At 70.8% G+C, this 24,391-nt stretch carries 21 protein-coding genes; 18 read left to right on the top strand and 3 right to left on the bottom strand.

The window, feature by feature from the left end:
• The first annotated feature begins 38 nt into the window (after positions 1–38).
• The 11 genes from AB0I06_RS12955 to AB0I06_RS12905 all read left to right on the top strand — a co-directional run bounded on the left by AB0I06_RS12955 (position 39) and on the right by AB0I06_RS12905 (position 13,321).
• Entirely contained in the window at positions 39–1,562 is a 1,524-nt protein-coding gene (locus tag AB0I06_RS12955; protein WP_363118804.1) for a cyanophycin synthetase, read from the top strand.
• A gap of 5 nt (positions 1,563–1,567) precedes the next feature.
• The gene (locus AB0I06_RS12950) at positions 1,568–1,924 is read left to right on the top strand and encodes a DUF4233 domain-containing protein (RefSeq protein ID WP_363118803.1); all 357 of its coding nucleotides are present in this window, start codon (positions 1,568–1,570) and stop codon (positions 1,922–1,924) included.
• A gap of 65 nt (positions 1,925–1,989) precedes the next feature.
• The gene (gene ndk / locus AB0I06_RS12945; RefSeq protein WP_363118802.1) at positions 1,990–2,403 is read left to right on the top strand and encodes a nucleoside-diphosphate kinase; all 414 of its coding nucleotides are present in this window, start codon (positions 1,990–1,992) and stop codon (positions 2,401–2,403) included.
• 274 nt (positions 2,404–2,677) lie between these two features.
• Positions 2,678–3,697 carry a rod shape-determining protein gene (locus tag AB0I06_RS12940; RefSeq protein WP_006133575.1) on the top strand — a complete coding sequence of 340 codons (1,020 nt, stop codon included), beginning with the start codon at positions 2,678–2,680 and terminating at the stop codon, positions 3,695–3,697.
• A gap of 144 nt (positions 3,698–3,841) precedes the next feature.
• Positions 3,842–4,789: a rod shape-determining protein MreC gene (mreC, locus tag AB0I06_RS12935; protein WP_363118801.1), complete on the top strand. Its 948-nt coding sequence runs from the start codon at positions 3,842–3,844 to the stop codon at positions 4,787–4,789.
• 13 nt (positions 4,790–4,802) lie between these two features.
• A complete protein-coding gene (mreD, locus tag AB0I06_RS12930; protein ID WP_363118800.1) occupies positions 4,803–5,474 on the top strand; it encodes a rod shape-determining protein MreD in 672 nt (223 codons plus the stop codon).
• 148 nt (positions 5,475–5,622) lie between these two features.
• Positions 5,623–7,869 carry a penicillin-binding protein 2 gene (gene mrdA / locus AB0I06_RS12925; protein ID WP_363118799.1) on the top strand — a complete coding sequence of 749 codons (2,247 nt, stop codon included), beginning with the start codon at positions 5,623–5,625 and terminating at the stop codon, positions 7,867–7,869.
• Complete coding sequence (rodA, locus tag AB0I06_RS12920) at positions 7,866–9,068, top strand: rod shape-determining protein RodA (RefSeq protein WP_363118798.1); 1,203 nt, start codon at positions 7,866–7,868, stop codon at positions 9,066–9,068. Before mrdA ends, rodA begins: the two co-directional genes overlap by 4 nt.
• A gap of 22 nt (positions 9,069–9,090) precedes the next feature.
• Entirely contained in the window at positions 9,091–9,699 is a 609-nt protein-coding gene (locus AB0I06_RS12915; protein ID WP_363118797.1) for a hypothetical protein, read from the top strand.
• 64 nt (positions 9,700–9,763) lie between these two features.
• Complete coding sequence (locus tag AB0I06_RS12910; RefSeq protein WP_363118796.1) at positions 9,764–11,269, top strand: CYTH and CHAD domain-containing protein; 1,506 nt, start codon at positions 9,764–9,766, stop codon at positions 11,267–11,269.
• An 87-nt stretch (positions 11,270–11,356) separates the two neighbouring features.
• A complete protein-coding gene (locus tag AB0I06_RS12905; protein ID WP_363118795.1) occupies positions 11,357–13,321 on the top strand; it encodes a TIGR03960 family B12-binding radical SAM protein in 1,965 nt (654 codons plus the stop codon).
• A gap of 103 nt (positions 13,322–13,424) precedes the next feature.
• Here the strand turns inward: AB0I06_RS12905 and AB0I06_RS12900 are convergent, their stop codons facing one another.
• On the bottom strand, positions 13,425–13,604 hold the full coding sequence (locus tag AB0I06_RS12900) for a DUF3767 domain-containing protein (protein ID WP_363118794.1): 180 nt from the start codon (positions 13,602–13,604) through the stop codon (positions 13,425–13,427).
• Between the two features lie 389 nt (positions 13,605–13,993).
• Here AB0I06_RS12900 and AB0I06_RS12895 point away from each other — a divergent pair, with 389 nt between their 5' ends.
• Positions 13,994–14,278 carry a DUF397 domain-containing protein gene (locus tag AB0I06_RS12895; RefSeq protein WP_363118793.1) on the top strand — a complete coding sequence of 95 codons (285 nt, stop codon included), beginning with the start codon at positions 13,994–13,996 and terminating at the stop codon, positions 14,276–14,278.
• On the opposite strand, the gene AB0I06_RS12890 is transcribed toward AB0I06_RS12895, so the two are convergent.
• Both AB0I06_RS12890 and AB0I06_RS12885 read right to left on the bottom strand, forming a co-directional pair.
• A complete protein-coding gene (locus tag AB0I06_RS12890; protein WP_363118792.1) occupies positions 14,263–15,120 on the bottom strand; it encodes a helix-turn-helix transcriptional regulator in 858 nt (285 codons plus the stop codon). The genes AB0I06_RS12895 and AB0I06_RS12890 overlap by 16 nt on opposite strands.
• 453 nt (positions 15,121–15,573) lie before the next feature.
• Complete coding sequence (locus tag AB0I06_RS12885; RefSeq protein WP_363118791.1) at positions 15,574–16,263, bottom strand: GAF and ANTAR domain-containing protein; 690 nt, start codon at positions 16,261–16,263, stop codon at positions 15,574–15,576.
• 172 nt (positions 16,264–16,435) lie between these two features.
• On the opposite strand from AB0I06_RS12885, the gene AB0I06_RS12880 reads away from it, so the two are divergent.
• The 6 genes from AB0I06_RS12880 (at position 16,436) to AB0I06_RS12855 (ending at position 24,168) form a co-directional block, all read left to right on the top strand.
• A complete protein-coding gene (locus AB0I06_RS12880) occupies positions 16,436–16,933 on the top strand; it encodes a DUF2975 domain-containing protein (protein WP_363118790.1) in 498 nt (165 codons plus the stop codon).
• Positions 16,933–17,163 carry a helix-turn-helix transcriptional regulator gene (locus AB0I06_RS12875; protein WP_363118789.1) on the top strand — a complete coding sequence of 77 codons (231 nt, stop codon included), beginning with the start codon at positions 16,933–16,935 and terminating at the stop codon, positions 17,161–17,163. The genes AB0I06_RS12880 and AB0I06_RS12875 overlap by 1 nt, the downstream gene beginning before the upstream one ends.
• Positions 17,163–17,630, top strand: a complete 468-nt coding sequence (locus AB0I06_RS12870) for a GNAT family N-acetyltransferase (protein ID WP_363118788.1) — start codon at positions 17,163–17,165, stop codon at positions 17,628–17,630. The genes AB0I06_RS12875 and AB0I06_RS12870 overlap by 1 nt, the downstream gene beginning before the upstream one ends.
• A gap of 95 nt (positions 17,631–17,725) precedes the next feature.
• Positions 17,726–18,931 carry a hypothetical protein gene (locus AB0I06_RS12865; protein ID WP_363118787.1) on the top strand — a complete coding sequence of 402 codons (1,206 nt, stop codon included), beginning with the start codon at positions 17,726–17,728 and terminating at the stop codon, positions 18,929–18,931.
• A 48-nt stretch (positions 18,932–18,979) separates the two neighbouring features.
• On the top strand, positions 18,980–19,762 hold the full coding sequence (locus AB0I06_RS12860) for a TIGR03936 family radical SAM-associated protein (RefSeq protein WP_363118786.1): 783 nt from the start codon (positions 18,980–18,982) through the stop codon (positions 19,760–19,762).
• Positions 19,763–20,022: 260 nt separating this feature from the next.
• Positions 20,023–24,168: an Rne/Rng family ribonuclease gene (locus AB0I06_RS12855; protein WP_363118785.1), complete on the top strand. Its 4,146-nt coding sequence runs from the start codon at positions 20,023–20,025 to the stop codon at positions 24,166–24,168.
• Positions 24,169–24,391: the final 223 nt, after the last annotated feature.

Below are 24,391 nucleotides of genomic sequence, written 5' to 3'. Positions count from 1 at the left end.
CCCCCACCGATGTCACCCCCGCTCCGTAGACTGGCCCCGTGAGCGAGCTCCCTCCAGACCACAACGCCGACGACCAGCCCGACCCCCTCGACAGCTTCGACGAGATCATCGCCGAGGAAACCACCCGCGACCCCGACCTCGCGGTCATCGAGGCAGGCAGCCGAACCCTGCGCACCCAGGGCGGCCCGCCCGACGCCGACATCCCCACCCGGCCGGCCGACCCCGAGGTCGACAAGGCCCTGCGCGAGGTCGAGACCGAGCTCGCCACCCGCTGGGGCGAGACCAAGCTGGAGCCCTCCGTCAGCCGAATCGCCGCGCTGATGGACGTGCTGGGGGAGCCCCAGCGGTCGTACCCCTCGATCCACATCACGGGGACGAACGGCAAGACCTCCACGGCCCGCATGATCGAGGCCCTGCTCGGCGCCTTCGAGCTGCGCACCGGGCGCTACACCTCGCCGCACGTGCAGTCGATCACCGAGCGCATCAGTCTCGACGGCGCCCCGATCGCGCCCGAGCGGTTCATCGAGACGTACCAGGACATCAAGCCGTACGTGGAGATGGTCGACGCCGCGCAGGAGTACCGGCTGTCCTTCTTCGAGGTGCTCACCGGCATGGCGTACGCGGCGTTCGCCGACGCGCCCGTGGACGTCGGTGTCGTCGAGGTCGGCATGGGCGGCTCCTGGGACGCCACGAACGTGATCGACGGGGACGTCGCCGTCGTCACGCCCATAGACCTCGACCACACCGACCGGCTCGGCTCCACACACGCCGAGATCGCCACCGAGAAGGCCGGCATCATCAAGCAGGGTGCGACGGTCATCATGGCGCAGCAGCCGGTCGACGCCGCTCAGGTGCTGCTGAAGAAGGCCGTCGAGGTGGACGCGACCGTGGCCCGGGAGGGGCTGGAGTTCGGTGTCGTGGAGCGGCAGGTGGCCGTCGGCGGGCAGCTGGCGACGCTGCGCGGGCTCGGCGGCGAGTACCCCGAGGTGTATCTGCCGCTGCACGGCGCGCACCAGGCGCACAACGCGGCCGTCGCGCTCGCCGCCGTCGAGGCGTTCTTCGGCGTCGGCGCGCAGCGGGCCGAAGCGCTGGACCTGGACACGGTCCGCAAGGCCTTCGCCGCCGTCGCCTCGCCGGGCCGGCTGGAGGTCGTGCGCAGGTCGCCGACGGTCGTGCTGGACGCCGCCCACAACCCGGCGGGCGCCCGGGCGGCGGCCGAGGCGATCGGGGAGGCCTTCCAGTTCAGCCGCCTCATCGGCGTGGTCGGCGCGAGCGGCGACAAGAACGTACGGGGGCTCCTGGAGGCCTTCGAGCCGGTGTTCGCCGAGGTCGTGGTCACGCAGAACTCCAGCCACCGGGCGATGGACGCCGACGAGCTCGCCGGTATCGCCGTGGAGGTGTTCGGCGAGGAGCGCGTCCAGGTCGAGCCACGGCTGCCCGACGCGCTGGAGGCCGCCATCACCCTGGCCGAGGAGGAGGGCGAGTTCTCCGGCGGCGGCGTGCTCGTCACCGGTTCCGTCATCACCGTCGGCGAGGCCCGACTGCTGCTGGGGAGGGGCTGAGTCCCGTGCGCACGCTCTGTTCTTCGACCCTGATCGGCGAGTTCTTCGTCATCGGGTTCGCCGGTCTGGTCGCCATGAAGAACCCCGACCTGTCCATGACGACCGTGTGGACGGTCAGCGGCATCGCGATGTTCCTGTGCCTGGTGCTATGCGGCCTGGTGACGCGTCCGGGCGGGGTCGTCCTGGGCTGGGCGCTGCAGATCGCGCTCATCGCGTCGGGGTTCATCGTGCCGACCATGTTCTTCCTGGGCGCGATCTTCGCGGCGCTGTGGTGGGCGTCCGTGCACTACGGGCGGAAGGTGGACGAGGCGAAGGCGAGGTTCGCGGCCCAGGCGGGTTCCTCCACACCTGACGCTGCGTAACAGGGGCCCCGACACGCCGGGTAATCTCGTTCCACCGCAAGACCTTCACCCACAAGGAGCCCGTCGTGAGCCAGCGCACCCTCGTCCTCCTCAAGCCCGACGCCGTCCGTCGCGGCCTGACCGGCGAGATCATCAGCCGCATCGAGCGCAAGGCGGGCTGGACGATCACCGCGCTGGAGCTGCGCACCCTGGACCAGGACACGCTGGAGCAGCACTACGGCGAGCACAAGGGCAAGCCCTTCTACGAGCCGCTGGTGGAGTTCATGTCCTCCGGTCCGGTCGTGGCGCTGATCGTCGAGGGTGAGCGGGTCATCGAGGGTGTGCGCGCGCTCGCCGGCCCGACCGACCCGATCGCCGCGGCGCCCGGGTCGATCCGCGGTGACTTCGGTGTGATCGTCCGGGAGAACCTGATCCACGCCTCCGACTCCGAGGAGTCCGCCGAGCGCGAGGTGAAGATTTTCTTCCCCGGCCGGGCGTAGTCTCCGCACCTCACCAGCACATACCGCGGGTCCGGGGGCCAGGCCCCTGGGCTTTGCGGCATATGCGTGGCGATCGAGGGAACGATGGGCCCCGAACGCCCGTCTCCAGAAGCGAATGCGGTCGGCTTCTGCTGACAATGGCGGAGACCCTCCCGCAGTGTTCGCGAAGGCGCGTCTACGATGGAACCCTTCACGTCACAGCACCCACCTTTGCCTACCTGAAAAGCCCTCAAAAGCTACTGGGAAGGCCAGACGAATCCTGATGGGGAACTCAATGTCGTTCATCGGCCGTGACATGGCTGTCGACCTCGGGACCGCCAACACGCTGGTGTACGTCAGGGGTCGCGGGATCGTACTCAACGAGCCGTCCGTCGTCGCGATCAACACCAACACCGGTGGCATCCTCGCGGTCGGCGCCGAAGCGAAGAAGATGATCGGGCGCACGCCCGGCAACATCGTTGCCGTGCGTCCGTTGAAGGACGGCGTGATCGCCGACTTCGAGATCACCGAGCGGATGCTCCGCTACTTCATCCTGAAGATCCACAAGCGGAGGTATCTGGCTCGTCCGCGGGTCGTCGTCTGTGTGCCCTCGGGCATCACGGGCGTCGAGCGCCGCGCCGTCATCGAGGCGTCGTCCCAGGCCGGCGCCCGTCAGGTGCACATCATCGAGGAGCCCATGGCAGCGGCCATCGGCTCCGGCCTGCCGGTCCACGAGGCCACGGGCAACATGGTGGTGGACATCGGCGGCGGCACCACGGAGGTCGCGGTCATCTCCCTCGGCGGCATCGTCACCGCCCAGTCCATCCGTGTCGCGGGCGACGAACTGGACAACGCGATCATCCAGCACATCAAGAAGGAGTACTCCCTCCTGCTGGGTGAGCGCACGGCCGAGCAGATCAAGATCACGATCGGTTCGGCGTACGACCTCGACACCGACGAGCACACCGAAATCCGCGGCCGGGACCTCGTCTCCGGACTGCCGAAGACCGTGGTCATCTCCGCCGCCGAAGTCCGCAAGGCGATCGAGGAGCCGGTCAACGCGATCGTCGACGCCGTCAAGACGACCCTCGACAAGTGCCCGCCGGAGCTGTCCGGCGACATCATGGACCGAGGAATCGTTCTGACCGGCGGCGGAGCTCTGCTGCGCGGTCTCGACGAGCGGCTGCGCCGGGAGACCGGCATGCCGATTCACATCGCCGAGGACCCGCTCGACAGCGTGGCGCTCGGATCCGGAAAGTGCGTCGAGGAGTTCGAGGCGCTCCAGCAGGTGCTGGACGCGCAGCCGCGCAGATGACATCACTCTTCGATTCCGCCGTACGGGACGATCTCCTCTCGTACGGCGGATCGTTGATATAGAGGCATAAGCTCCCACAAAGCAGCCCCTCGGGTTTCCCTGGGGCTTCCCGAATTCCTATGAGGAAGGGCACGGCCGCCGCACGTGAGGGACACACGAGAGAGCCGGCTGCTCCTGGTGCTGCTGATCGCCGTCGCATTCGCGTTGATCACGGTGGACATCCGCGGTGGGGAGGACTCGCCCGTCGACGGCGCCCGGCAGGGCGCGGCGACGGTCTTCGGCCCGATCGAGAGCGGCGTCTCGGCCGCGGTCGACCCGGTCGGCAACGCGGTCTCCGCCATCCGCGACTCCGGCGAACGGCACGACCGGCTCGCCACGCTGGAAAAGGAGAACGCGGCCCTGAAGGCGCGGCTCGGCAGCGACGACCGCAGCCGCAGCCGTCTCAAGCAGCTCGACAAGATGCTGAAGATCGCCGGCCAGGGCCAGTACGGCATCAAGGGCGCCGAGGTCATCGCCATCGGGGCCGCACAGGGCTTCTCCTGGACGATCACCATCGACGTCGGCGCCAAGGACGGCATCAAGCGCGACATGACCGTGCTGAACGGGGAGGGGCTCGTCGGCCGGGTCACCACCGTCGGCCCGAACACCGCCACGGTCCTGCTGGCCAGCGACCCCGACTTCACCGTCGGCACCCGCATGGAGTCCGGCGACGAGCTCGGCTTCGCCTCCGGACAGGGCGACCGGCCGCTGCGCGTCGAACTCCTCAACGGCAAGGCCGAGGTGAAGAAGGGCGACCGCCTGGTCACCTTCGGCTCGCAGGCCGACCGGCCCTTCGTGCCCGGCGTGCCCGTCGGCGTGGTCTCCCGCGTCGATCCCTCCGGCGGCGGCCTGACCCGCACGCTCTACGTCACTCCGTACGTCGGTTTCACCAAGCTCGACATCGTCGGTGTCGTCGTCGAGGCGCCGAAGAAGGACCCGCGTGACACGGTCCTCCCGCCCAAGCCCAAGCCGACCCCACGGCCGACGGTGACGGTGACCGTGACGCCGTCGGCCGAGGCGCCCGTGGACGGCCAGAATCAGCAAGAGCAGTAGGAGCTGTCACCCCATGCGCGTCAACCGGATCCTGCTCTCCTCCGCCCTGGTCGTCGTCGCCCTGGTGATCCAGGTGAGCGTCCTCGCCCGCCTCCACCTGCCGGGCGCCGTGCCCGACCTGCTGCTGCTCACCGTGCTCGGCCTCGCGCTGGTGTACGGGCATGTGGGCGGCGCGCTGGTCGGCTTCGGGGCGGGTCTGCTCGCCGACCTGGCCCCGCCCGCCGACCACGCCGCCGGGCGCTACGCCCTCGTGCTGTGCGTCATCGGCTACCTCGCGGGCCTCGTGAAGCCCGAGACCGGGCAGCTGAAGTCCGCGACCGGCCCCATGGTCGTGGTGGTCGCCGCCGCGATCGGCTCCACCCTGCTGTACGCCGGGGTCGGCGCCCTCGTCGGTGACACCGCCGCCCGCCACGTCGGCCTCGGCAGCCTGTTGTTCACGGCCGCCCTGTACGACCTGCTGCTCGCCCCGTTCGTCGTACCCGGGATCATGGCCCTGGCCCGGCGCGCGGAGAACGATCCGCTCGCCGAGACCGGCTCCGCCGGCAAGGCCACCGACATCTCCTCCGGCTGGCTCTCCGGCGGCACCGGTCTGCGGATCGGCGGCCAGCGCAACGGGCTGCGTGTGAAGGCGGCCCGGGCACGGATGGCGCGGGCCGGGCGCATCAAGGGGGTCAAGCGGCTGTGACCGCAGGGAAGTTCACCCGAACGGACCGGTCCGGTAGGAACGCCGGCTCGGGGGCCCTTCGTTCCCCCCTCGTATCCGCACATCCGTACCCGGACACACCGTCACATCCGCACAGCCGTACGCGCACCGAGAGGAGGAGGCAGCCGCAGTGACCAACATTCCCGAGACCGGCCGGAATCCACGGGTCCAGATCCGGCTCGTCGTCATCCAGGTCCTCGTCCTCTCCCTCCTGCTCACCCTCGGCGGGCGCCTGTGGTACCTCCAGATCCGTGAGGGCGCGGCCTACGCCAAGGAGGCGTCGGGCAACCACGTCCAGCAGGTCGTCGAGCCGGCCGTGCGCGGCTCCATCCTGGACGCGCGCGGTGTGGCCCTCGCGGACAACGAGACGCGGCTGGTGGTCTCCGCCTCCCGCACCGACCTGCTGAAGATGAAGGACGACGGCAAGGAAGTCCTCACCAAGCTCGCCGGGGTCCTGGGCATGACGCCCAAGGAGGTCCAGGAGAAGGTCCGGCTGTGCGACGCCAAGACGCCGCAGCCCTGCTGGAACGGCTCGCCCTACCAGCCCATCCCCATCACCGACGAGGCCACCGCCAAGCAGGCCCTTCAGATCCGCGAGCGCGCCGAGGACTTCCCCGGCATCACCGCCGAGCCGGAAGCCGTGCGCCGCTACCCGAGCCCGGGCAAGGCCAACACCGCCCAGGTCCTCGGCTACCTCTCGCCGGTCACCGACGAGGAGATCAAGAAGGCGCAGAACACCAACTCGCCGTACCTGCGCTCCGACCAGGTCGGCCGCTCCGGCCTGGAGCGCCAGTACGACAAGGCCCTGCGCGGCAAGGCCGGCGTCACCCGCTACGAGGTCGACAACCTCGGCCGCGTCATCGGCCAGGCCGAGGCCGACCCCGCCCACCCCGGCGACAACCTCGTGACCAGCATCGACGCCCGCGTCCAGCGCATCGCCGAGTACCAGCTGAACGAGGCCATGAAGGAGGCCCGCCGACAGCACGACCGCAACACGGGCACGAACTACAAGGCGGACTCCGGAGCCGTCGTCGTCATGGAGGCCAAGACCGGCCGCGTCGTCGCCATGGCGTCGAACCCGACCTACGACCCGAACGCCTGGGTCGGCGGCATCTCCGCCAAGGACTACGCCAGGCTCACCGGCAAGAAGTCCAACTACCCGTTGCTCAACCGCGCCATCCAGGGCCAGTCGGCGCCCGGCTCCATCTTCAAGGTCATCCCGACGGCCGCCGCGGTCAACGCCGGGTACTCCTTCAACGGCCCCTACAACTGCTCCAGCTCGTACTCCATCGGCGGCCAGGTCTTCAAGAACTTCGAGTCCCAGAGCCACGGCCCCATCAGCCTCGGCCGCGCCCTGGAGGTCTCCTGCGACACCGTCTTCTACCGGCTCTCCCACGAGGAGTGGAAGAAGGACGGCGGCACCAAGCCGAAGAAGAACGCCCACGACTGGTTCTACAAGACCGCCCACCAGTTCGGCCTCGGCAAGGAGACCGGCATCGACCTCCCCAACGAGGTCACCGGCCGCGTCCCCGACCGCCAGTGGAAGCTGAACTACTGGAAGGCCAACAAGGACGCCTGGTGCCGCACCGGCAAGCGCAGCGGCAGCTACGCCGAGAAGATCGCCTACGAGAACTGCCTCGAGGGCAACCGCCTGCGCGCCGGTGACTCCGTCAACTACTCCATCGGACAGGGCGACACGCTCGTCACGCCCATCCAGATGGCCACCATCTACTCGGCCATCTCCAACGGCGGCACCCTCTACAACCCCTCCGTCGGCAAGGCCGTCATCAGCGCCGACGGCAAGACCGTCACGCCGATCAAGCCCGAGTCGCACGGCAAGCTGCCCATGACGCGGAAGACGCGCGACGAGATAGACGAAGCCCTCGCGGGAGTCGCCACCCGCGGTACGGCCGCCTGGAGGTTCGGCGGCTGGCCGCAGGACAAGATCCCGATGCACGCCAAGACGGGTACGGCGGAGGTCTACGGCAAGCAGACGACCTCCTGGTTCGCCACGTACACCAAGGACTACTCGATCGTCATGACGATCTCCCAGGGTGGTACGGGCTCCGGTGCCTCCGGCCCCGCCGTGCGCAACATCTACAACGCGCTGTACGGCGTCTCCGAAGACGGCGCCATCGACTCCAAGAAGGCCCTCCTGCCGGCCCCGCAGAAGACCCTGCCGAAGATCAAGACGGACGGCACCATCACCTCCCCGAAGGTCTCCAAGGACCCGGCCAAGGACCAGAAGGCCGACAAGAAGGACCCGAACGCCCCGGCCGACCCGCTCCAGCCCGCGACGACGGCCCCGCCGACGCCGGAGAACCGTGACACCCGAAGGCGGCGCCGCCGCCGGGGAAGCCGGAGGTGGCCGGCATGACCGGCGGCGTGAACAGTTTCCAGGTCTCCGGCTACGGGCCCGAGCGCTCCGGCTGGACGCGACTGCTGGCCCGGGACTCGGTGGCGCGGCGGCTCGACTGGCCGATCGTGCTGTCGGCGCTGGCCCTGTCGCTGCTCGGCACGCTCCTGGTCTACTCCGCGACCCGCAACCGCACGGAGCTCAACCAGGGCGACCCGTACTTCTTCCTCGTCCGGCACCTGCTGAACACCGGCATCGGCCTGGCCCTGATGGCCGGCACGATCTGGCTCGGCCACCGCGGCCTGCGCACGGCCGTGCCGGTCCTGTACGGCTTCTCGCTGCTGCTGATCCTGCTGGTGCTGACCCCGCTCGGTTCCACGATCAACGGCGCCCACTCCTGGATCCAGCTGCCCGGCGGCTTCTCGCTCCAGCCCTCGGAGTTCGTGAAGGTCACGATCATCCTGGGCATGGCGATGCTGCTGGCGGCCCGGGTCGACGCGGGCGACAAGCAGTACCCCGACCACCGCACGGTCGTGCAGGCGCTGGGCCTGGCCGCCGTACCGATGCTGATCGTGATGCTGATGCCCGACCTGGGGTCGGTCATGGTGATGGTCATCATCGTGCTCGGCGTGCTGCTCGCCTCCGGGGCGTCCAACCGGTGGGTGTTCGGCCTGCTCGGCACGGGCACCCTCGGCGCGGTCACCGTCTGGCAGCTCGGGATCCTCGACGAGTACCAGATCAACCGCTTCGCCGCCTTCGCCAACCCCGAGCTCGACCCGGCCGGCGTCGGCTACAACACCAACCAGGCCCGGATCGCCATCGGGTCCGGCGGGCTGACCGGCTCCGGCCTCTTCCACGGCTCGCAGACCACCGGCCAGTTCGTGCCCGAGCAGCAGACGGACTTCGTCTTCACGGTGGCGGGGGAGGAGCTGGGCTTCCTCGGCGGCGGCCTGATCATCGTGCTCCTCGGCATCGTCCTGTGGCGGGCCTGCCGTATCGCCCGGGAGACCACCGACCTGTACGGCACGATCGTGGCCGCGGGCATCGTCGCCTGGTTCGCCTTCCAGACGTTCGAGAACATCGGCATGACCCTCGGCATCATGCCGGTCACCGGTCTGCCGCTGCCGTTCGTGTCGTACGGCGGATCATCGATGTTCGCCGTGTGGATAGCGGTCGGGTTGTTGCAGTCGATCCGGGTGCAACGGCCGATGTCGGCCTAGCGGCCGGGACGGGGGGAGCGGAATGTCCGGCGAATACGTCGCCCATTGCCCGGTGAGCGAGGAGATGGTGGGTCATCTCCTCGCTCTGGCGGAGCTTGATCTGACCGACGGCGGCGCCATCGAGGCGCGGATGCGCGAGGTCGGCTGGCCCGACTGGTCGCAGGCGGTGGGGGGACCGGCGTACCAGGACGCCCCCGATGTCCCTGACGCCACCCACATCACCCCGCAGGGCCACTTCGTCACGTGCGACGGCGACGGCTCGCTCCATCTGCCGTTCGCCTATCTCTACAGCGTCGACGGCGGTCTGCTCGACGAGGACTGCTGGGGCGTGCTGCCCGGCTGGACCAGCGAGCAGGGCGCCTGGCGACCGGAGTTCGACGCCCACTTCGCCACCGTGGTGGGGCGCTTCACCGAGCGCCTGGGTCTGCCGGACCACGACATCCGGCAGCCGAAATACGACACCCGGTACGTCAGCTGGCGCCGGGAGCACAACGTGCTGATCGTCGGCCAGGGCCCGGAGCCGCTGTCGTACCACCAGTTCGAGGACGCCCATGTGTACCTCGTCTCCCGGACGGCGAAGGACGCGCCGTTCCCGGACGGCGAGCAGCTGCGGACCCTGCTGACGACCTGAGAGCCGGTCCCCCTCGGGGCGCTCACCTCTGCTGTCCGGGCCGGTAGGCCACTAAATTTGACGCATGGCGGAGACGAAACGCGAGATCGAGCGCAAGTACGAATCCGTTGAGGGCGGGCTTCCCGACCTGACCGGAGCGGCCGGGGTCGCGGCCGTTGCCGACAGGGGTGTGTCCCACCTCGACGCCACCTACTACGACACCGCTGACGAACGCCTCGCCGCGTCGTCCGTCACCCTGCGCCGCCGCACCGGCGGTTCCGACGCGGGCTGGCACCTGAAGTTCCCGGTCGCCCCGGATGTCCGCGAGGAGATCCACGCCCCCCTCTCCGACACCCTCCCCGGCGAACTCGCCGCGCTGGTCCGCTCCCGCGTCCGCGACCGCGAACTGCTTCCGCTGGTCCGGCTGCGCTCCGACCGCGACGTCCGCCATCTGCTCGACGCCGACGGCCGGCTGCTCGCCGAGATGAGCGTGGACACCGTGCACGCCGAGCGGCTCACGGGCCGCGGCGGCACGTCGCGCTGGACGGAGATCGAGGTGGAGCTCGCCGACGGGACGGACCCGGCCGTGCTCGACAAGCTGGACAAGCGGCTGCGCAAGGCGGGCGTACGGCCCTCGGCGGCGGCGTCGAAGCTGGCCCGGGCCCTCCAGGAGACGGCACCGGTGCAGCGGCGGGTGCCCCCGTCCGCCGGGCGGCCGGTGACCGCCGGGGACCATGTGCTCGCCTATGTGCGCGCGCAGCGCGACGCGATCGTGGAGCTCGACCCCGCCGTCCGCCGGGACGCCGAGGACTCCGTGCACAGCATGCGCGTGGCCACCCGCCGGCTGCGCAGCACGTTCAAGTCGTTCGGGGACGTCCTCGACCGGGAGGTCACCGGCCCCCTCGCCGACGAGCTGAAGTGGCTCGCCGGCGAGCTCGGCCTGGACCGGGACCGCGAGGTGCTGGCCGAGCGGCTGACGGCGGCCGTCGACGAGGTGCCCGCGGGCCTGGTCCGCGGCCCGGTCGCCGAGCGCCTGCGCTCCTGGTCGAGCGCCGAGCACGGCGGGGCACGCGGCCGCCTCCTGGGCGTGCTGGACTCCCGCCGCTACCTCGCCCTGCTCGACACCCTGGACGCGTTGATCGCGGACCCGCCGCTGCTGAAGGCGGCCGGAAAGAATCCCCGCAAGCCGATGGCCAAGGCCGTGCGGAAGGACTTCCGCAAGGTGTCCCGGCTGATCGGGCACGCGGCCGGCCTGGAGCCCGGCACCGACCGGGACGTCGCCCTGCACGAGGCGCGCAAGAAGGCCAAGCGCACCCGCTACGCGGCGGAGGCGGCCGAAGGAGTCCTCGGCAAACCGGCCAAGGCCCTGGTCAAGTCCATGAAAGCGCTCCAGGACCTGCTCGGCGAACACCAGGACAGCGTGATGGCCCGGCAGACCCTCCGCGAGCTCTCGGCGGTCGCCCACGCGGCGGGGGAGAGCGCCTTCACCTACGGCCTCCTCCACGAGCGTCAGGAGCAGCGGGCGGTGCGCGCGGAGGCCGAACTGCCCGGGTTCTGGGACGCGATCAAGGACGGTGCGGCGGACCTCTGACCTTCCGGCGTACGGAGGCCCCCCGCGATCGCGTTAGTCTGGATGGTCACCCCTGTCAGTTCAGTCCAGCTCACGAAGGTGCGCGACATGCCTGCCGAAGTCGCTGCGTCGGTCTTCCCGCAGCTCGAAGCTCTGCTCCCGCATGTGCAGAAGCCGATCCAGTACGTCGGCGGAGAGCTCAACTCCACGGTCAAGGACTGGGACTCCTGTGATGTCCGCTGGGCGCTCATGTACCCGGACGCCTACGAGGTCGGTCTGCCCAACCAGGGCGTCATGATCCTCTACGAGGTGCTCAACGAGCAGCAGGGCGTCCTCGCCGAGCGCACGTACAGCGTGTGGCCCGACCTCGAGGAGCTCATGCGGGAGCACCACGTCCCGCAGTTCACGGTGGACAGCCACCGGCCGGTGAAGGCCTTCGACGTGTTCGGCCTGTCCTTCTCCACGGAGCTGGGCTACACCAACATGCTGGCCGCCCTCGACCTGGCCGGCATCCCGCTGGAGGCCAAGGACCGCGGCCTGGACGACCCGATCGTCCTGGCCGGCGGCCACGCGGCGTTCAACCCCGAGCCGATCGCCGACTTCATCGACTGCGCCGTGATCGGCGACGGCGAGCAGGCGGTCCTGGAGATCACCGCGATCGTGCGCGCCTGGAAGGCCGAGGGCCGTCCCGGAGGCCGCGAGGAGCTCCTGTTCCGTCTCGCGAAGACGGGCGGGGTGTACGTCCCCGGCTTCTACGACGTGGAGTACCTGCCGGACGGCCGTATCGCCCGTGTAGTGCCGAAGCGCAGCGGCGTGCCGTGGCGGGTCTCCAAGCACACCGTCATGGACCTCGACGAGTGGCCCTACCCCAAGCAGCCGCTCGTGCCGCTGGCCGAGACGGTCCACGAGCGCATGTCCGTGGAGATCTTCCGCGGCTGCACCCGCGGCTGCCGTTTCTGCCAGGCCGGCATGATCACGCGCCCGGTGCGTGAACGCTCCATCACCGGCATCGGCGACATGGTCGAGCAGGGCCTGAAGGCGACGGGCTTCGAGGAGGTCGGCCTGCTGTCGCTGTCCTCCGCGGACCACACGGAGATCGGCGACATCGCCAAGGGCCTCGCGGACCGCTACGAGGACGACAAGATCGGCCTGTCGCTGCCGTCCACCCGCGTGGATGCCTTCAACATCGACCTGGCGAACGAGCTGACCAGGAACGGCCGGCGTTCGGGTCTCACCTTCGCCCCCGAGGGCGGCTCGGAGCGCATCCGCAAGGTCATCAACAAGATGGTCTCGGAAGAGGACCTGATCCGCACGGTCGCCACGGCGTACGGCAACGGCTGGCGCCAGGTGAAGCTGTACTTCATGTGCGGCCTGCCGACGGAGACCGACGACGACGTCCTCCAGATCGCCGACATGGCGACGAAGGTCATCGCCAAGGGCCGCGAGGTCTCCCGGTCCAACGACATCCGCTGCACGGTCTCCATCGGCGGCTTCGTCCCCAAGCCCCACACGCCCTTCCAGTGGGCCCCGCAGCTCTCCGCCGAAGAGACGGACGCCCGGCTTCAGAAGCTGCGGGACAAGATCCGCGGCGACAAGAAGTACGGCCGTTCCATCGGCTTCCGTTACCACGACGGCAAGCCCGGCATCGTCGAGGGCCTGCTCTCCCGGGGCGACCGCCGCATCGGCGCGGTCATCCGCGCGGTGTACGACGACGGCGGCCGCTTCGACGGCTGGCGCGAGCACTTCTCGTACGACCGTTGGATGAGTTGCGCCGACAAGGCCCTGGCCCCCTTCGGCGTCGACGTCGACTGGTACACCACCCGCGAGCGCACCTACGAGGAGGTCCTCCCCTGGGACCACCTCGACTCGGGCCTGGACAAGGACTGGCTCTGGGAGGACTGGCAGGACGCCCTCGACGAGACCGAGGTCGACGACTGCCGCTGGACGCCGTGCTTCGACTGCGGGGTGTGCCCGCAGATGGACACCCAGATCCAGATCGGCCCGACGGGCAAGAAGCTGCTGCCCCTGACGGTGAAGAACGCGGCGCCCGCGCCGAGCGGGCACCAGCACTGAGTGAGTGACGCCCCCGGCGAGTGACCACCCACGCCCCTGCTGAGGCAGTGGCGCCACTGCGGTCACTCGCCCGCGAGCGGCAGTGAGGTCGGTCAGCGGTCGCTCAGCGCAACAGTTCGCAGATCTTGAACAGCAGCATCGTGACGGCGACGAAGGTGCCCCCGGCCCAGGTCGCCGCACTGAGGATCGTCGCGTGCAGCACGACGGCCAGGACGCCCGCCCCGAGGCCGGTGAGCAGGCCGATCAGCAAGGCGATGACGATCAGCAGAGCTCGCTGCGACACTCCTCCGGCAGGAGGGGGTGACCCCTGCGTCATGACCTGCCTCCCCGCGCGCTCGCTATTCGCGCAGACCCTCCACGGGCGCCTCGGAGGTCCGCGGTGCGGTGGGGCGGCGGGCCGACGAGGAATGCGCGGCCGTGGGCCTGGCCGATGACACGACTCGCGTTACTATCTGCCATGAGGCTTCCTGGTTGATTCGAGTGGACGAGGGCGCTTCGCGGTGGGGGAGTTCTCGGACGATGCTTGCCGGCTGACCGAGCGCTCCCCTTCCTGCTGTCGAAAACCTTCAGCAGCAATGGCCGGAAAGATTCTTGCCGCTGTGCGGGACACCATGTTCACGGTCAGCTTTCCATGACCATCTCCTTCTTCGATGTCCGGATCATCGATATTCGGTGGCCTTGGCAGTCACGGCCCCTGCCGTCATACTGGGCGGCCAGGGCCTGACTTGTGCCGTCGGTACTGCAGTGTGGGTTGGGGGAGCTGTGACCTTGGCGGATCCGGCATCGAAGTGGCGGAAGAGTTCGGCCAGTGCGCCGGAAAACTGTGTCGAGGTCGCTTTGGGGATCCCCGTCCTGGTCAGGGATTCGAAATTCTCCGAAGGGCCCTGCTTTGCCGTCGGTTCCGCGGCGTGGAAATCGTTCCTTGATTCCCTTTCTCTCCGTTATGCCGCGAGCTGAGGAAGATTCTCGCTCCACTCGGTGATGGATTGGGCGTAACGGTTCTCGACGTCCCAGAAGGATTCGAGATAATCTTCGACACTGCGTTGCACGCCGACGATCGCCTTGTTGTTGATGATGACGCTTCCGTCGGGATTCTCGAGGTACACCACTCGTTCCTGATCGGCCTTGGCGAACTCGAAGATCACGTACGGTGAACGCAGCAGTGGATACAGACCGCAGCTGAAGGGAACCACCCCGATGCTCACGTGATCCAGGGTGCTCAGGCGCTGGAGATGCCGGATCTGGGCTTCCATCAGATCGCTGCCGCCCACGACGCGCCTCAGCGCCGCCTCGTCGATCAGGAACCGCAGCTCGGTGTTCGACGACGCGTCCAGCATGCGTTCCTGCCGTTTCATGCGCAGGTCGAGCAGTTCCTCCTTCTCCGGGACCACAGACTGCTGGAGGGCGACGCGCGCGTAATCCTCCGTCTGCAACAGGCCGGGGACGAACAGCGCCTCGAAGTTGCGGATCACGGACGCGGACGCCTCGTAGCCCAGGTAGGACTGAAAACTCTCCGACAGCAGGGCCCGGTATTCGTACCACCAGGGCTGCCGTCGTGCCTCTTCCGCGGCGCGACGCAGTTTCTCCGCACTCTCGGGCGACAGCTCGTAGAAGCTGATCAATGCCTTGAGGTCGGTCATGGAGATCTTCACCCTGCCCGACTCCAGGCGCATGACTTTCGAAAGGGACCATCCCGTCTCTCGCGCAACATCAGGCTGCGAATACCCCGCCTTTTTACGCGCTTCCTGAAGCTGTGAGCTCAGGTGATGACGGTAGAACATCGGGTCGGCATCGGGCATGAAAAGCTCCTTCTGGTGCCACAGGTCGTACCGCCGCCAGGCACTCCGACCGTGTTCAGGACGACCAGTTTCGCAAGGCTACGCGGATTTCTGCCACCTGTCACTATGCCTCAAGGCTCTTCACCTGCGCCGTCGACTCTGAAGAGATGCACGGGAAGAGTGGGAAAGAATGAAACGCCGATACGGTTTATGGGAATGCGCGATCGATATATTCACTCACAGGAGTGACTTCTGTTCGGCGGTCCCCGGAAATAGCCGGGCGTACTCCCGCGGCTCACGCCCATGGCCTGGCAACGCGGGCCCCTGCGCCCCCGTCGCGCCTCACATGCGGCGCCCGGGAGGTGAGAGGCCCGTTCTGTGGGGGACCCGCTGAACAGGCCGGGTTGGTGACGCTCCCCCGGGGGGCCGACCCGGTCAGGTTCCCCCAGTTCAGACTGTGTGCTGGGGGAACCGTCAGATCAGGCGGCCCTCCTCGCAGACCCGCCGGGCCACCTCACGGAGCTTGACGTTGTTCTCCTGCGAGTAGCGGCGCAGCACGTCGAAGGCCTGCTCCTCGGTGAGGCGATGGCCGCCCATGAGGATGCCCATGGCCTCGCCGATGACGTGGCGCGTGCTCATGGCCTGCTGCATCTGGGCGTGGCTGCGGGCGCTGGAGAAGGCGACCGCCGCGTGCGAGGCCAGCAGCCAGCCGGCGGTCTCGCTGTCCTCGGTGAAGGACCCCGGGTGGCGCGAGTAGAGGTCGAGCGCGCCGAGATCCTCGTCCTCGGTGTAGAGCAGGAAGCCCATCATGCTGCCCACGCCCAGGTCCTGGGCCTCGCGGGCGTACGCGGGCCAGCGGGGCTGCTCGGCACTGAAGTCGGCGATGCGGAACACGCGCTCCGCGGTGTCCGAGCGGGCCGCGTCGAAGCAGGGGCCCTCCCCGAGGCGCTCCTGGAGCCGGTCGCTCTCGAGGACCAGGTCGTGGGTGGGTGCCAGGGTCTCCACGCGCGTGCCGTGCAGCAGGAGGATGCCGGCCGCGTCGCACCCGGCCACGTGCTCCGTGGCGGCCCGGGTGATGTGCTCGAGCGTGGCGCCGACCGAGTCCTGGGCGAGCAGGGCACGCGCCATGGAGGCCATCTCCTGTGCGAACTCGCGCCAGTCCACTGTCGTCCTCCTCGGTCCGGGGGGCCGGGCATGGGTTCCTTCTGCCACGGTGCCACGGGTCGCACACCCCGGGTCTCCTCACATCGCGGGCTTCGGCCAGGTGAGCCACGCCCCTTGTGGCTCCTATCGAATCTCGATAGATTTCCATCGTGAGTCGATTGAAGGAGTGGTGATGGGGAAGCTGGCCGTGGGGGCTTTGCGCGGGGTGCTCGTGGTGCTGCTCGCGGGGTCGTTGTTCGTCCAGGGGGTGATGGTGCCGCTGCTGGCCGTCGACATGAACGGCCTCAAACCGGAGTACGCGTATCTGCGCACCCCGATCCTCGTGATCATCGTCCTCGGCGTCGGGACCGCCCAGGTCGTCGTGGTGTGCGTGTGGCGGCTGGTGACGATGGTGCGCCGCGGGACGGTGTTCTCCACCGCCGCCTTCCGTTACGTGCACATCGTCATCGGCGCGTTCGTGGCGGCCGCCCTGCTGGTCTTCGCGCTGGCGGTCGTGCTCGCGCCGGGCGAGGCCGTGGCCCCGGGGGTGGTCCTGCTGCTGTGCGGGGTCGTCGTGGCCGTGCTGGGCGTCGCGCTGATCGTGCTCGTGCTGCGGATGCTGCTGGCGCAGGCCGTGGCACGCGACATCGAGGCGGCCCGGATGCGGGCCGAGCTGGAAGAGGTCATCTGATGCCGATCGCCGTCGACATCGACGTGATGCTGGCCAAACGGAAGATGTCCGTGGGGGAACTGGCGGAACGCGTCGGCATCACCCCCGCCAACCTGGCGGTCCTCAAGAACGGCCGCGCCAAGGCGGTCCGCTTCTCCACCCTCGCCGCGCTGTGCGAGGTGCTGGAGTGCCAGCCGGGGGATCTGCTGCGCTGGGAGTCCGGCGGGGCGCCGGACGCGACAATGCCCTGATGGACAACGTCAGCATCCGCCCGGCCCGCCCGGCCGAACTGGCCGCCGTGGCCGCCCTGAGGTGGCAGTGGCTCGTCGAGAACGGCTCCGAGGACGCCGGCGAACGCGAGGTCTTCTTGAGGCACTTCGTCACCTGGGCGGAGGAGAACGCCGGATCCCACCGCTGCGTGGTCCTCGTCCGCGACGAACGGGTCATCGGCATGGCCTGGCTCGCGGTCGTGCAGCGGGTGCCCACGCCCCGCGCGCCGCGGCGCGCCTCCGGTGACCTGCAGTGCGTGTACGTCGTACCCGAGGCGCGCGACGGCGGCCTGGGCGGGCGGCTCATCCGGGCCGTCCTGGAGGGAGCCCGCGAGCTGGGTCTGGAACGGGTGACCGTGCACTCCAGCCCGCGTGCCGTCCCCGCGTACGCCCGCAGCGGCTTCCAGGGGTCGCCCCGGCTGCTCCAGGCGCAGGTCCCGAGGGTGTGAGCCGTACGGTCACGGCCGAGCGGAGAAGTGCGGAAGAACGGGGCGGGACTGTGCGGGGCTGCATCCGGACGGGGCGCTGAGGCGTCTACGACGGTATGGATCTGGAGAAGCACCCCCGCGAGAGTTCCGGCACGCGGGCCGATCAGTACCCGCGGCGGGACCAGCCGCCTGTCCCGCGGGAGCCCGAGGCGCCAGGGGGATGCCTCGCCGTCGCGATCCGGATCCCCGTGCGGATCATCGTGCTCGTGCTCGTCGTCCCCGTGCGGATGCTGTGGGACGCGCTCGTCGTGGCCGGGCGGTTCCTGAACGACGCGCTGCTCCGGCCGCTCGGCCGCGCCCTGCTGTGGCTCGCCCGGGCGGTGTTCGTCTGGCCGTTCGTCGGGCTGTGGCGCTACGTCGTCGTCCCGGTGGGCAAGGCCCTCGGATGGCTCGGCCACGTCCTCGTCGTCGTGCCGCTGGTGTGGCTCCACCGGTGTGTGCTGACCCCCGTGGGGCACGCGATCGCATGGGCCGCCCGGGGCGTCGGCGCCGCGCTCGGCTGGATCGCGGGGGGCGTCGCAGCCGCGCTCGGCTGGGTGTACGCGAGCCTGCTCACGCCCGTCGGGCACGCGCTGAGGTGGGTCCTGAAGGCACTCGGTGGAGGTCTCGCCGCGCTCGGCATCGGCGTCTGGACGGTGGTGGCGTGGCTCGTGAAGTACCTCGCCGTCGTCCCCGCCCTCTGGCTGTACACCTGGGTGCTCACACCCGTCGGCCGCGCGGTCGCCTGGTGCGTCAAGGGGCTCGTGTGGCTGGTCAGCACGGTGATCACGGCAATCGGCACGGCCCTCTACTGGACCGCCCGCCTCCTGCTGGTCCTGCCCGCGCTCGCCCTCTGGCGCTGGGTCCTGACCCCCGTCGGACGCGTGCTCGCCGTCATCGGCCGGGAGCTGTGGGACGCCCTCGGCCACGCCTGGCGGGTCGCCGGGCACCTCTCGCTCGTGGTCGGGCGCTTCCTGGGCACCCTCCTGCGGTGGATCTTCGTCGAGCCGGTCCGCTGGGTGTACCGCACCGTGCTGACGCCCGTCGGCCACGCCGTGCGGGACACCGTGCTGCGGCCCGCCGCCGAAGCCGCGCGCGGCGCGGGGCGGGCCGCCCGGCAGGCCCTGGCCGCCGCCCGCGAGTCCGTGCGGCAGGCCCGTGCCGACGTCCGGCGGATGCTCTTCGGCGAGCCGCGACAGCCCCGGCCGGTCGACCGGAGGGAACCATCGCGGCACGAGGCACGTACTCTTGGTAGCAGTACGACCGCTCTCACGAAGGACTGAACGACACTGGGCAAGCGACAGCCCGAAGGCCCGCCGCCCGCACCCGCGGTGCAGCGCATCCGACTGCGTTACACCAAGCGCGGCCGCCTCCGGTTCACCAGCCACCGTGACTTCCAGCGCGCCTTCGAGCGTGCGTTGCGCCGTGCCGAGGTGCCGATGGCCTACTCGGCGGGCTTCACACCGCACCCGAAGGTGTCGTACGCCAATGCCGCACCCACCGGCACGGGCAGTGAGGCGGAATACCTGGAGATCGCGCTCACCGCGCCGCGCGACCCGGAGCAGCTCAGGGCCCTCCTCGACGACTCGCTGCCCACCGGGCTCGACATCATCGAGGCGGTCGAGGCCCGCACCTCGGGACTCGCCGACCGGCTGACGGCTTCCGTCTGGGAGCTCCGGCTGGACGGGGTGCCGCAGGAGGAGGCCCGCCGCGCGGCGGACGCCTTCAACGCGGCTGAGACCGTCGAGGTCCAGCGCCTCGCCAAGAACGGCATACGCACGTTCGACGCCCGCTCCGCCGTCGCGAGCCTGGAGGTTCGCGGCCTCGAGGAAACGCACAGTTCGCAGGCTGATAGGCCGACCGACCAGCCCTGTGCGATACTGCGGCTGGTTGTTCGGCACGTGACGCCTGCCGTACGACCCGACGACGTCCTGTCCGGTCTCCGCGCCGTGGCCGACCTGGCGCCGCCGGTCCCCGCAGCGGTGACCAGGCTGGCGCAGGGGCTGTTCGATGAAGAGACCGGCACGGTGACCGACCCGCTCGCGCCCGACCGCGAGGCAGTCGAGGCCGACACAACGGCCGAACCGACTGCCACCGCGACGGCGCCGGCGTAAGGAAGGTCCCGCGAAGGGACGGACGTCGTAGCGCCGCCCTCGGACTCGGGAGCCACCTGGGTCGGGCAGCGCACCGACCAGAAGACTTTCGCCAGGCCGTGCGCATTCGGTGTACGGAACCGGCGAGACAGGACACAGAGAGCTCCCGTGCGGCGCCCGCGCCCCGGACGGCGGCGAACGCGCACAGCGCGCGCCGCGGACGTCACCGGCATCGCCGGACCAGGCGCGGCGCCCGGGAGCCTGACGGGAGACACGCCCGCATGCTCGAACCGACCGAACCCACAGAGTCCTCCACGGGCTCCGAACAGAACACCCCCAGCGACACGCTGCCGCCGCGCCGACGGCGCCGTGCCGCGTCCCGCCCGGCGGGCCCGCCCGCCGGTGCCTCCCCGGACGCGCCGGCGGAGACCGTCGCGCCGGCCATACCGGCCGCCGAGGCGGACGAACTCGCGGCTGACGCCGCAGCGGCCGACGAGGCCGAGGAAGCCACCGCCCCGACCCCCGAGGCCGTGGAGAGCGCCGCACCCGCCGGGCGCCCGCGGCGTCGCGCCGTGCGCCGTGCTTCCGCGCCGGCCGGCGCTCCGGCGGCCGCCGAGGCCGCCGAGACCGTGGTCCCGGCGACCGCGGCCGACCCCGCCGCCTCCGAGGCGACCGACACGGCCGCTCCCGCCGAGCCGGCCGAGGCCGCCGCCCCCAAGCGCACCCGGCGCCGCGCCACCCGCACCGTCACCTCGCCCGTCGAGGCTTCGGCCGAGGCTGCCGAGGCGCCCGCCGCACCCGCCGAGGCCCGCGACCCGGAGCCGGCGGCCGTGACCGACGCCGCCGCCGAGGGCACCGAGGCCGCCGAAGAGGCCGCTCCGCGTCGGACTCGCCGACGTGCCTCACGACGGGCGTCCGCGCCCGCCGGGGCGCCTTCCGCCGTGGACGCGGCCGAGGGCAACGCCGAGGAGGCGAAGGCACCCGTGACCGAGAACCCCGCGGCCGAGCCCGCCCGCGCGCCCGAAGCCGCCGCTTCCGAGGCCCCCGCCGTGGAGACCGCTCCCGCCGACGAGGCCGCCGAACCGGCCGAAGAAGCCGGTCCGCGGCGCCGTCGCCGGGTCGTGCGCCGCGCCGCCGGCGGCTTCGCCGAGCCCGCCCAGCCCGCCAAGGGCACGCGGGCCTCCAAGGCCGCCGCCCGGTCCGCGAGCGAGACCGACGGCGACAGCGAGCCGCCCTCGCGCCCGAGGCGGCCCGCCGTCGCGCTGTTCCAGGCGCCCGTCTTCACCGAGCCCCAGTTCCAGACGCCGGAGCGCGCCGCCGCCGCGGCGGCCGCCGAGGCCGCGGGAACGGTGGAGCCGCAGGAGCCGGAGGAGACCGAGGAGCCCGCGCCGATCGAGGTCCAGCGCGAGGAGCCGGCCGCCGGTTCGCGCCGCCGTCGCCGGCGCCGCGGAGCGAGCGACGAGCCCGAGGCCCCGGCCCCCGAGGCCGCCGACGACACCCCCGCCGACGAGGCCGAGGACGCCGACGAGTCCGCAGAGGACCAGGCCGACGGCGACGACCAGGACGAGTCCGACGGCAGCGGCTCGCGCCGCCGCCGTCGCCGGGGCGGTCGCCGCCGCAGGCGTGGCGAGTCGGCCGAGTCCGACGGCGAGGGCGGCGAGGACACCGAGTCCGAGCCGAGCGACGCGCAGGACACCGAGGACGGCGCCGAGGAGGACGACGAGGACTCCGAGGACGCCACCGACCGCGACGAGTCCGGTGGGGGCGGCTCCAGCAGCAGCCGCCGTCGCCGTCGCCGCCGTCGCCGTGCCGGTGACTCCGGCACCGAGGCCGAGCCCTCCGACGACGACCCCGAGCGCACGGTCGTCAAGGTCCGCGAGCCCCGCCCCAAGGCCGAGCCGTCCGACGAGGTGCAGTCCATCAAGGGCTCGACCCGTCTGGAGGCCAAGAAGCAGCGCCGCCGCGAAGGCCGCGAGCAGGGCCGCCGGCGCGTGCCGATCATCACCGAGGCCGAGTTCCTGGCCCGCCGCGAGGCCGTCGAGCGCGTGATGGTCGTCCGCCAGCACGGCGACCGCACGCAGATCGGCGTCCTGGAGGACGGCGTGCTCGTCGAGCACTACGTCAACAAGGAGCAGTCGACCTCGTACGTCGGCAACGTCTACCTCGGCAAGGTGCAGAACGTGCTGCCGTCGATGGAGGCCGCCTTCATCGACATCGGCAAGGGCCGCAACGCCGTGCTGTACGCCGGTGAGGTCAACTTCGAGGCGCTCGGCATGGCCAACGGGCCGCGCCGCATCGAGTCGGCCCTGAAGTCCGGGCAGTCCGTGCTCGTGCAGGTCACCAAGGACCCCATCGGGCACAAGGGCGCCCGACTGACCAGCCAGGTCTCCCTGCCGGGCCGCTACCTCGTGTACGTGCCCGAGGGCTCCATGACCGGCATCAGCCGCAAGCTGCCCGACACCGAACGGGCCCGGCTGAAGACGATCCTCAAGAAGATCGTCCCCGAGGACGCGGGCGTCATCGTGCGCACCGCCGCCGAGGGCGCGAGCGAGGACGAGCTGCGCCGGGACGTCGAGCGGTTGCAGCAGCAGTGGGAGGACATCCAGAAGAAGGCCAAGAGCGGCGGCAGCTCGAATGCGCCGTCGCTGCTGTACGGCGAGCCGGACATGACCGTCCGGGTCGTGCGCGACATCTTCAACGAGGACTTCTCCAAGGTCGTCGTCAGCGGTGACGAGGCCTGGTCGACGATCCACGGATACGTGTCGCACGTCGCGCCGGACCTCGCCGAGCGGCTGTCGAAGTGGACCTCCGAGGTCGACGTCTTCGCCACCTACCGGATCGACGAGCAGCTCGCCAAGGCCCTCGACCGCAAGGTGTGGCTGCCCAGCGGCGGCTCGCTGGTGATCGACCGGACCGAGGCGATGGTCGTCGTCGACGTCAACACCGGAAAGTTCACCGGCCAGGGCGGCAACCTCGAGGAGACCGTCACCAGGAACAACCTGGAGGCGGCCGAGGAGATCGTGCGCCAGCTGCGGCTGCGCGACCTCGGCGGCATCATCGTCATCGACTTCATCGACATGGTGCTGGAGTCCAACCGGGACCTGGTGCTGCGGCGCCTGCTGGAGTGCCTGGGCCGGGACCGTACCAAGCACCAGGTCGCCGAGGTGACCTCGCTGGGGCTCGTACAGATGACCCGCAAGCGGGTCGGGCAGGGGCTGCTCGAGTCCTTCTCCGAGACCTGCGTCCACTGCAACGGGCGCGGTGTCATCGTGCACATGGAGCAGCCGACGGCCCCCGGTGGCGGCGGCAAGCGCAAGAAGCGCGCGCGTGCCGGTGCCACCGAGCCGCACCTCCACGAGGCCGCCGTCGAGACCGCCGAGGAGGAGGCCGAGACCGAGGCCGAGGTCGGAGCCGAGGTCGCCGAGCCGATCGCGCTGCCCGAGCCCTCCTTCGAGCCGGACGAGGAGCTGTACAGCAGCGCCGCCGAGGCGGAGGCCGCGGCCGGCCGCGGGCGGTCGCGTCGCCGGACGAGCCGGCGGGCGTCGGCTCCGGCGGGCTCCCCGCGCGGTGAGGCCGACGAGCCGAAGGCCGAGCAGGGCAGGGACAGGACCCGGCGCGGCAGGGGCAGGGCCGAGCAGGCCGAGGCCGAGGTGCCGACGGCCCAGGACGTGACCGCCGAGCAGGAGGTCGCCCGTCCGGTGCAGCCGGAACCGGCCGCCGAGGCGCAGGCCGAGCCGATGGCCGTGGAGGACCCGGTGGTCGAGGCGGCGCAGGCCGCTCCGAGCGCACCGGCCGCTCCGGCTGCTCCGGCCGAGGACGCCGCGCCGAAGGGCCGTACCCGGCGGCGGGCCACCCGCAAGGCGTCCGCTCCGGCCGGTTCCCCGGCGGGTGCCGAGGCGGCGGTGGTGACGGTCGCCGAGACCGCGCCCGCGGTGTCCGAGGCCCCCGTGGTGCCCGAGCCGGCCGCACCGGCCGAGCCGGTCGCCGAGGCACCCGCCGAGAGCGCCGCCCCGGCCCGTCCGAGGCGCCGTGCCGTGCGCAAGCCCACGGTGTCCACGGCGTCCGAGGAGACGGCCGTCGTGGTCGTCCCGTCGGCCGCGTCCGGGACGGTCTCCGAGGAGGCCGTGCCGGCGGAGGCCGCGCAGGCGCCCGCGTCCGACGGCGTCGTCACGGAGGAGGCCGCCGAGGAGTCGGCCCCCGCCAAGAAGACGGCCCGCAAGACGGCGAAGAAGGCCACGGCGAAGAAGGCCGCGACCACCAAGAAGACGACGGCGAAGAAGACCGCCGCCAAGAAGACGACGACGGCCAAGAAGGCGGCGAAGACCACCAAGACCGCCGCCAAGAAGACCGCGTCGAAGAAGACCGTGGCGGCGGAGCAGTCGGCGTCCTCGACGTCGGCCGTCTCGGCCTCCACCGACGAGGGCTGACCGGCCTCGACGTTCCCGGGGCGTGCGCGGACACCGCGTTCGCCCCGGGAACGCGACCGGCGTGACCGGTCGCACAGGTGGCGGGCCCGGCTCGGTTTGACCCCTTCGGCCGCGGCCCCGTAACCTTGACCGTCGGCGTGTCGACTGACACGTCACATCCCCGTAAACCTCATCCTCCGGGCGCCGGGCGCCCAGGAGAGGCCGCTCGCTGAGTCGGGCGGCT

It is taken from the genome of Streptomyces sp. NPDC050674 (genome assembly GCF_040654575.1).
Taxonomy (GTDB): Bacteria; Actinomycetota; Actinomycetes; order Streptomycetales; family Streptomycetaceae; genus Streptomyces.
Note: the sequence above shows the minus strand (reverse complement) of the source record. Positions and strands in the feature narration are given on the sequence as shown.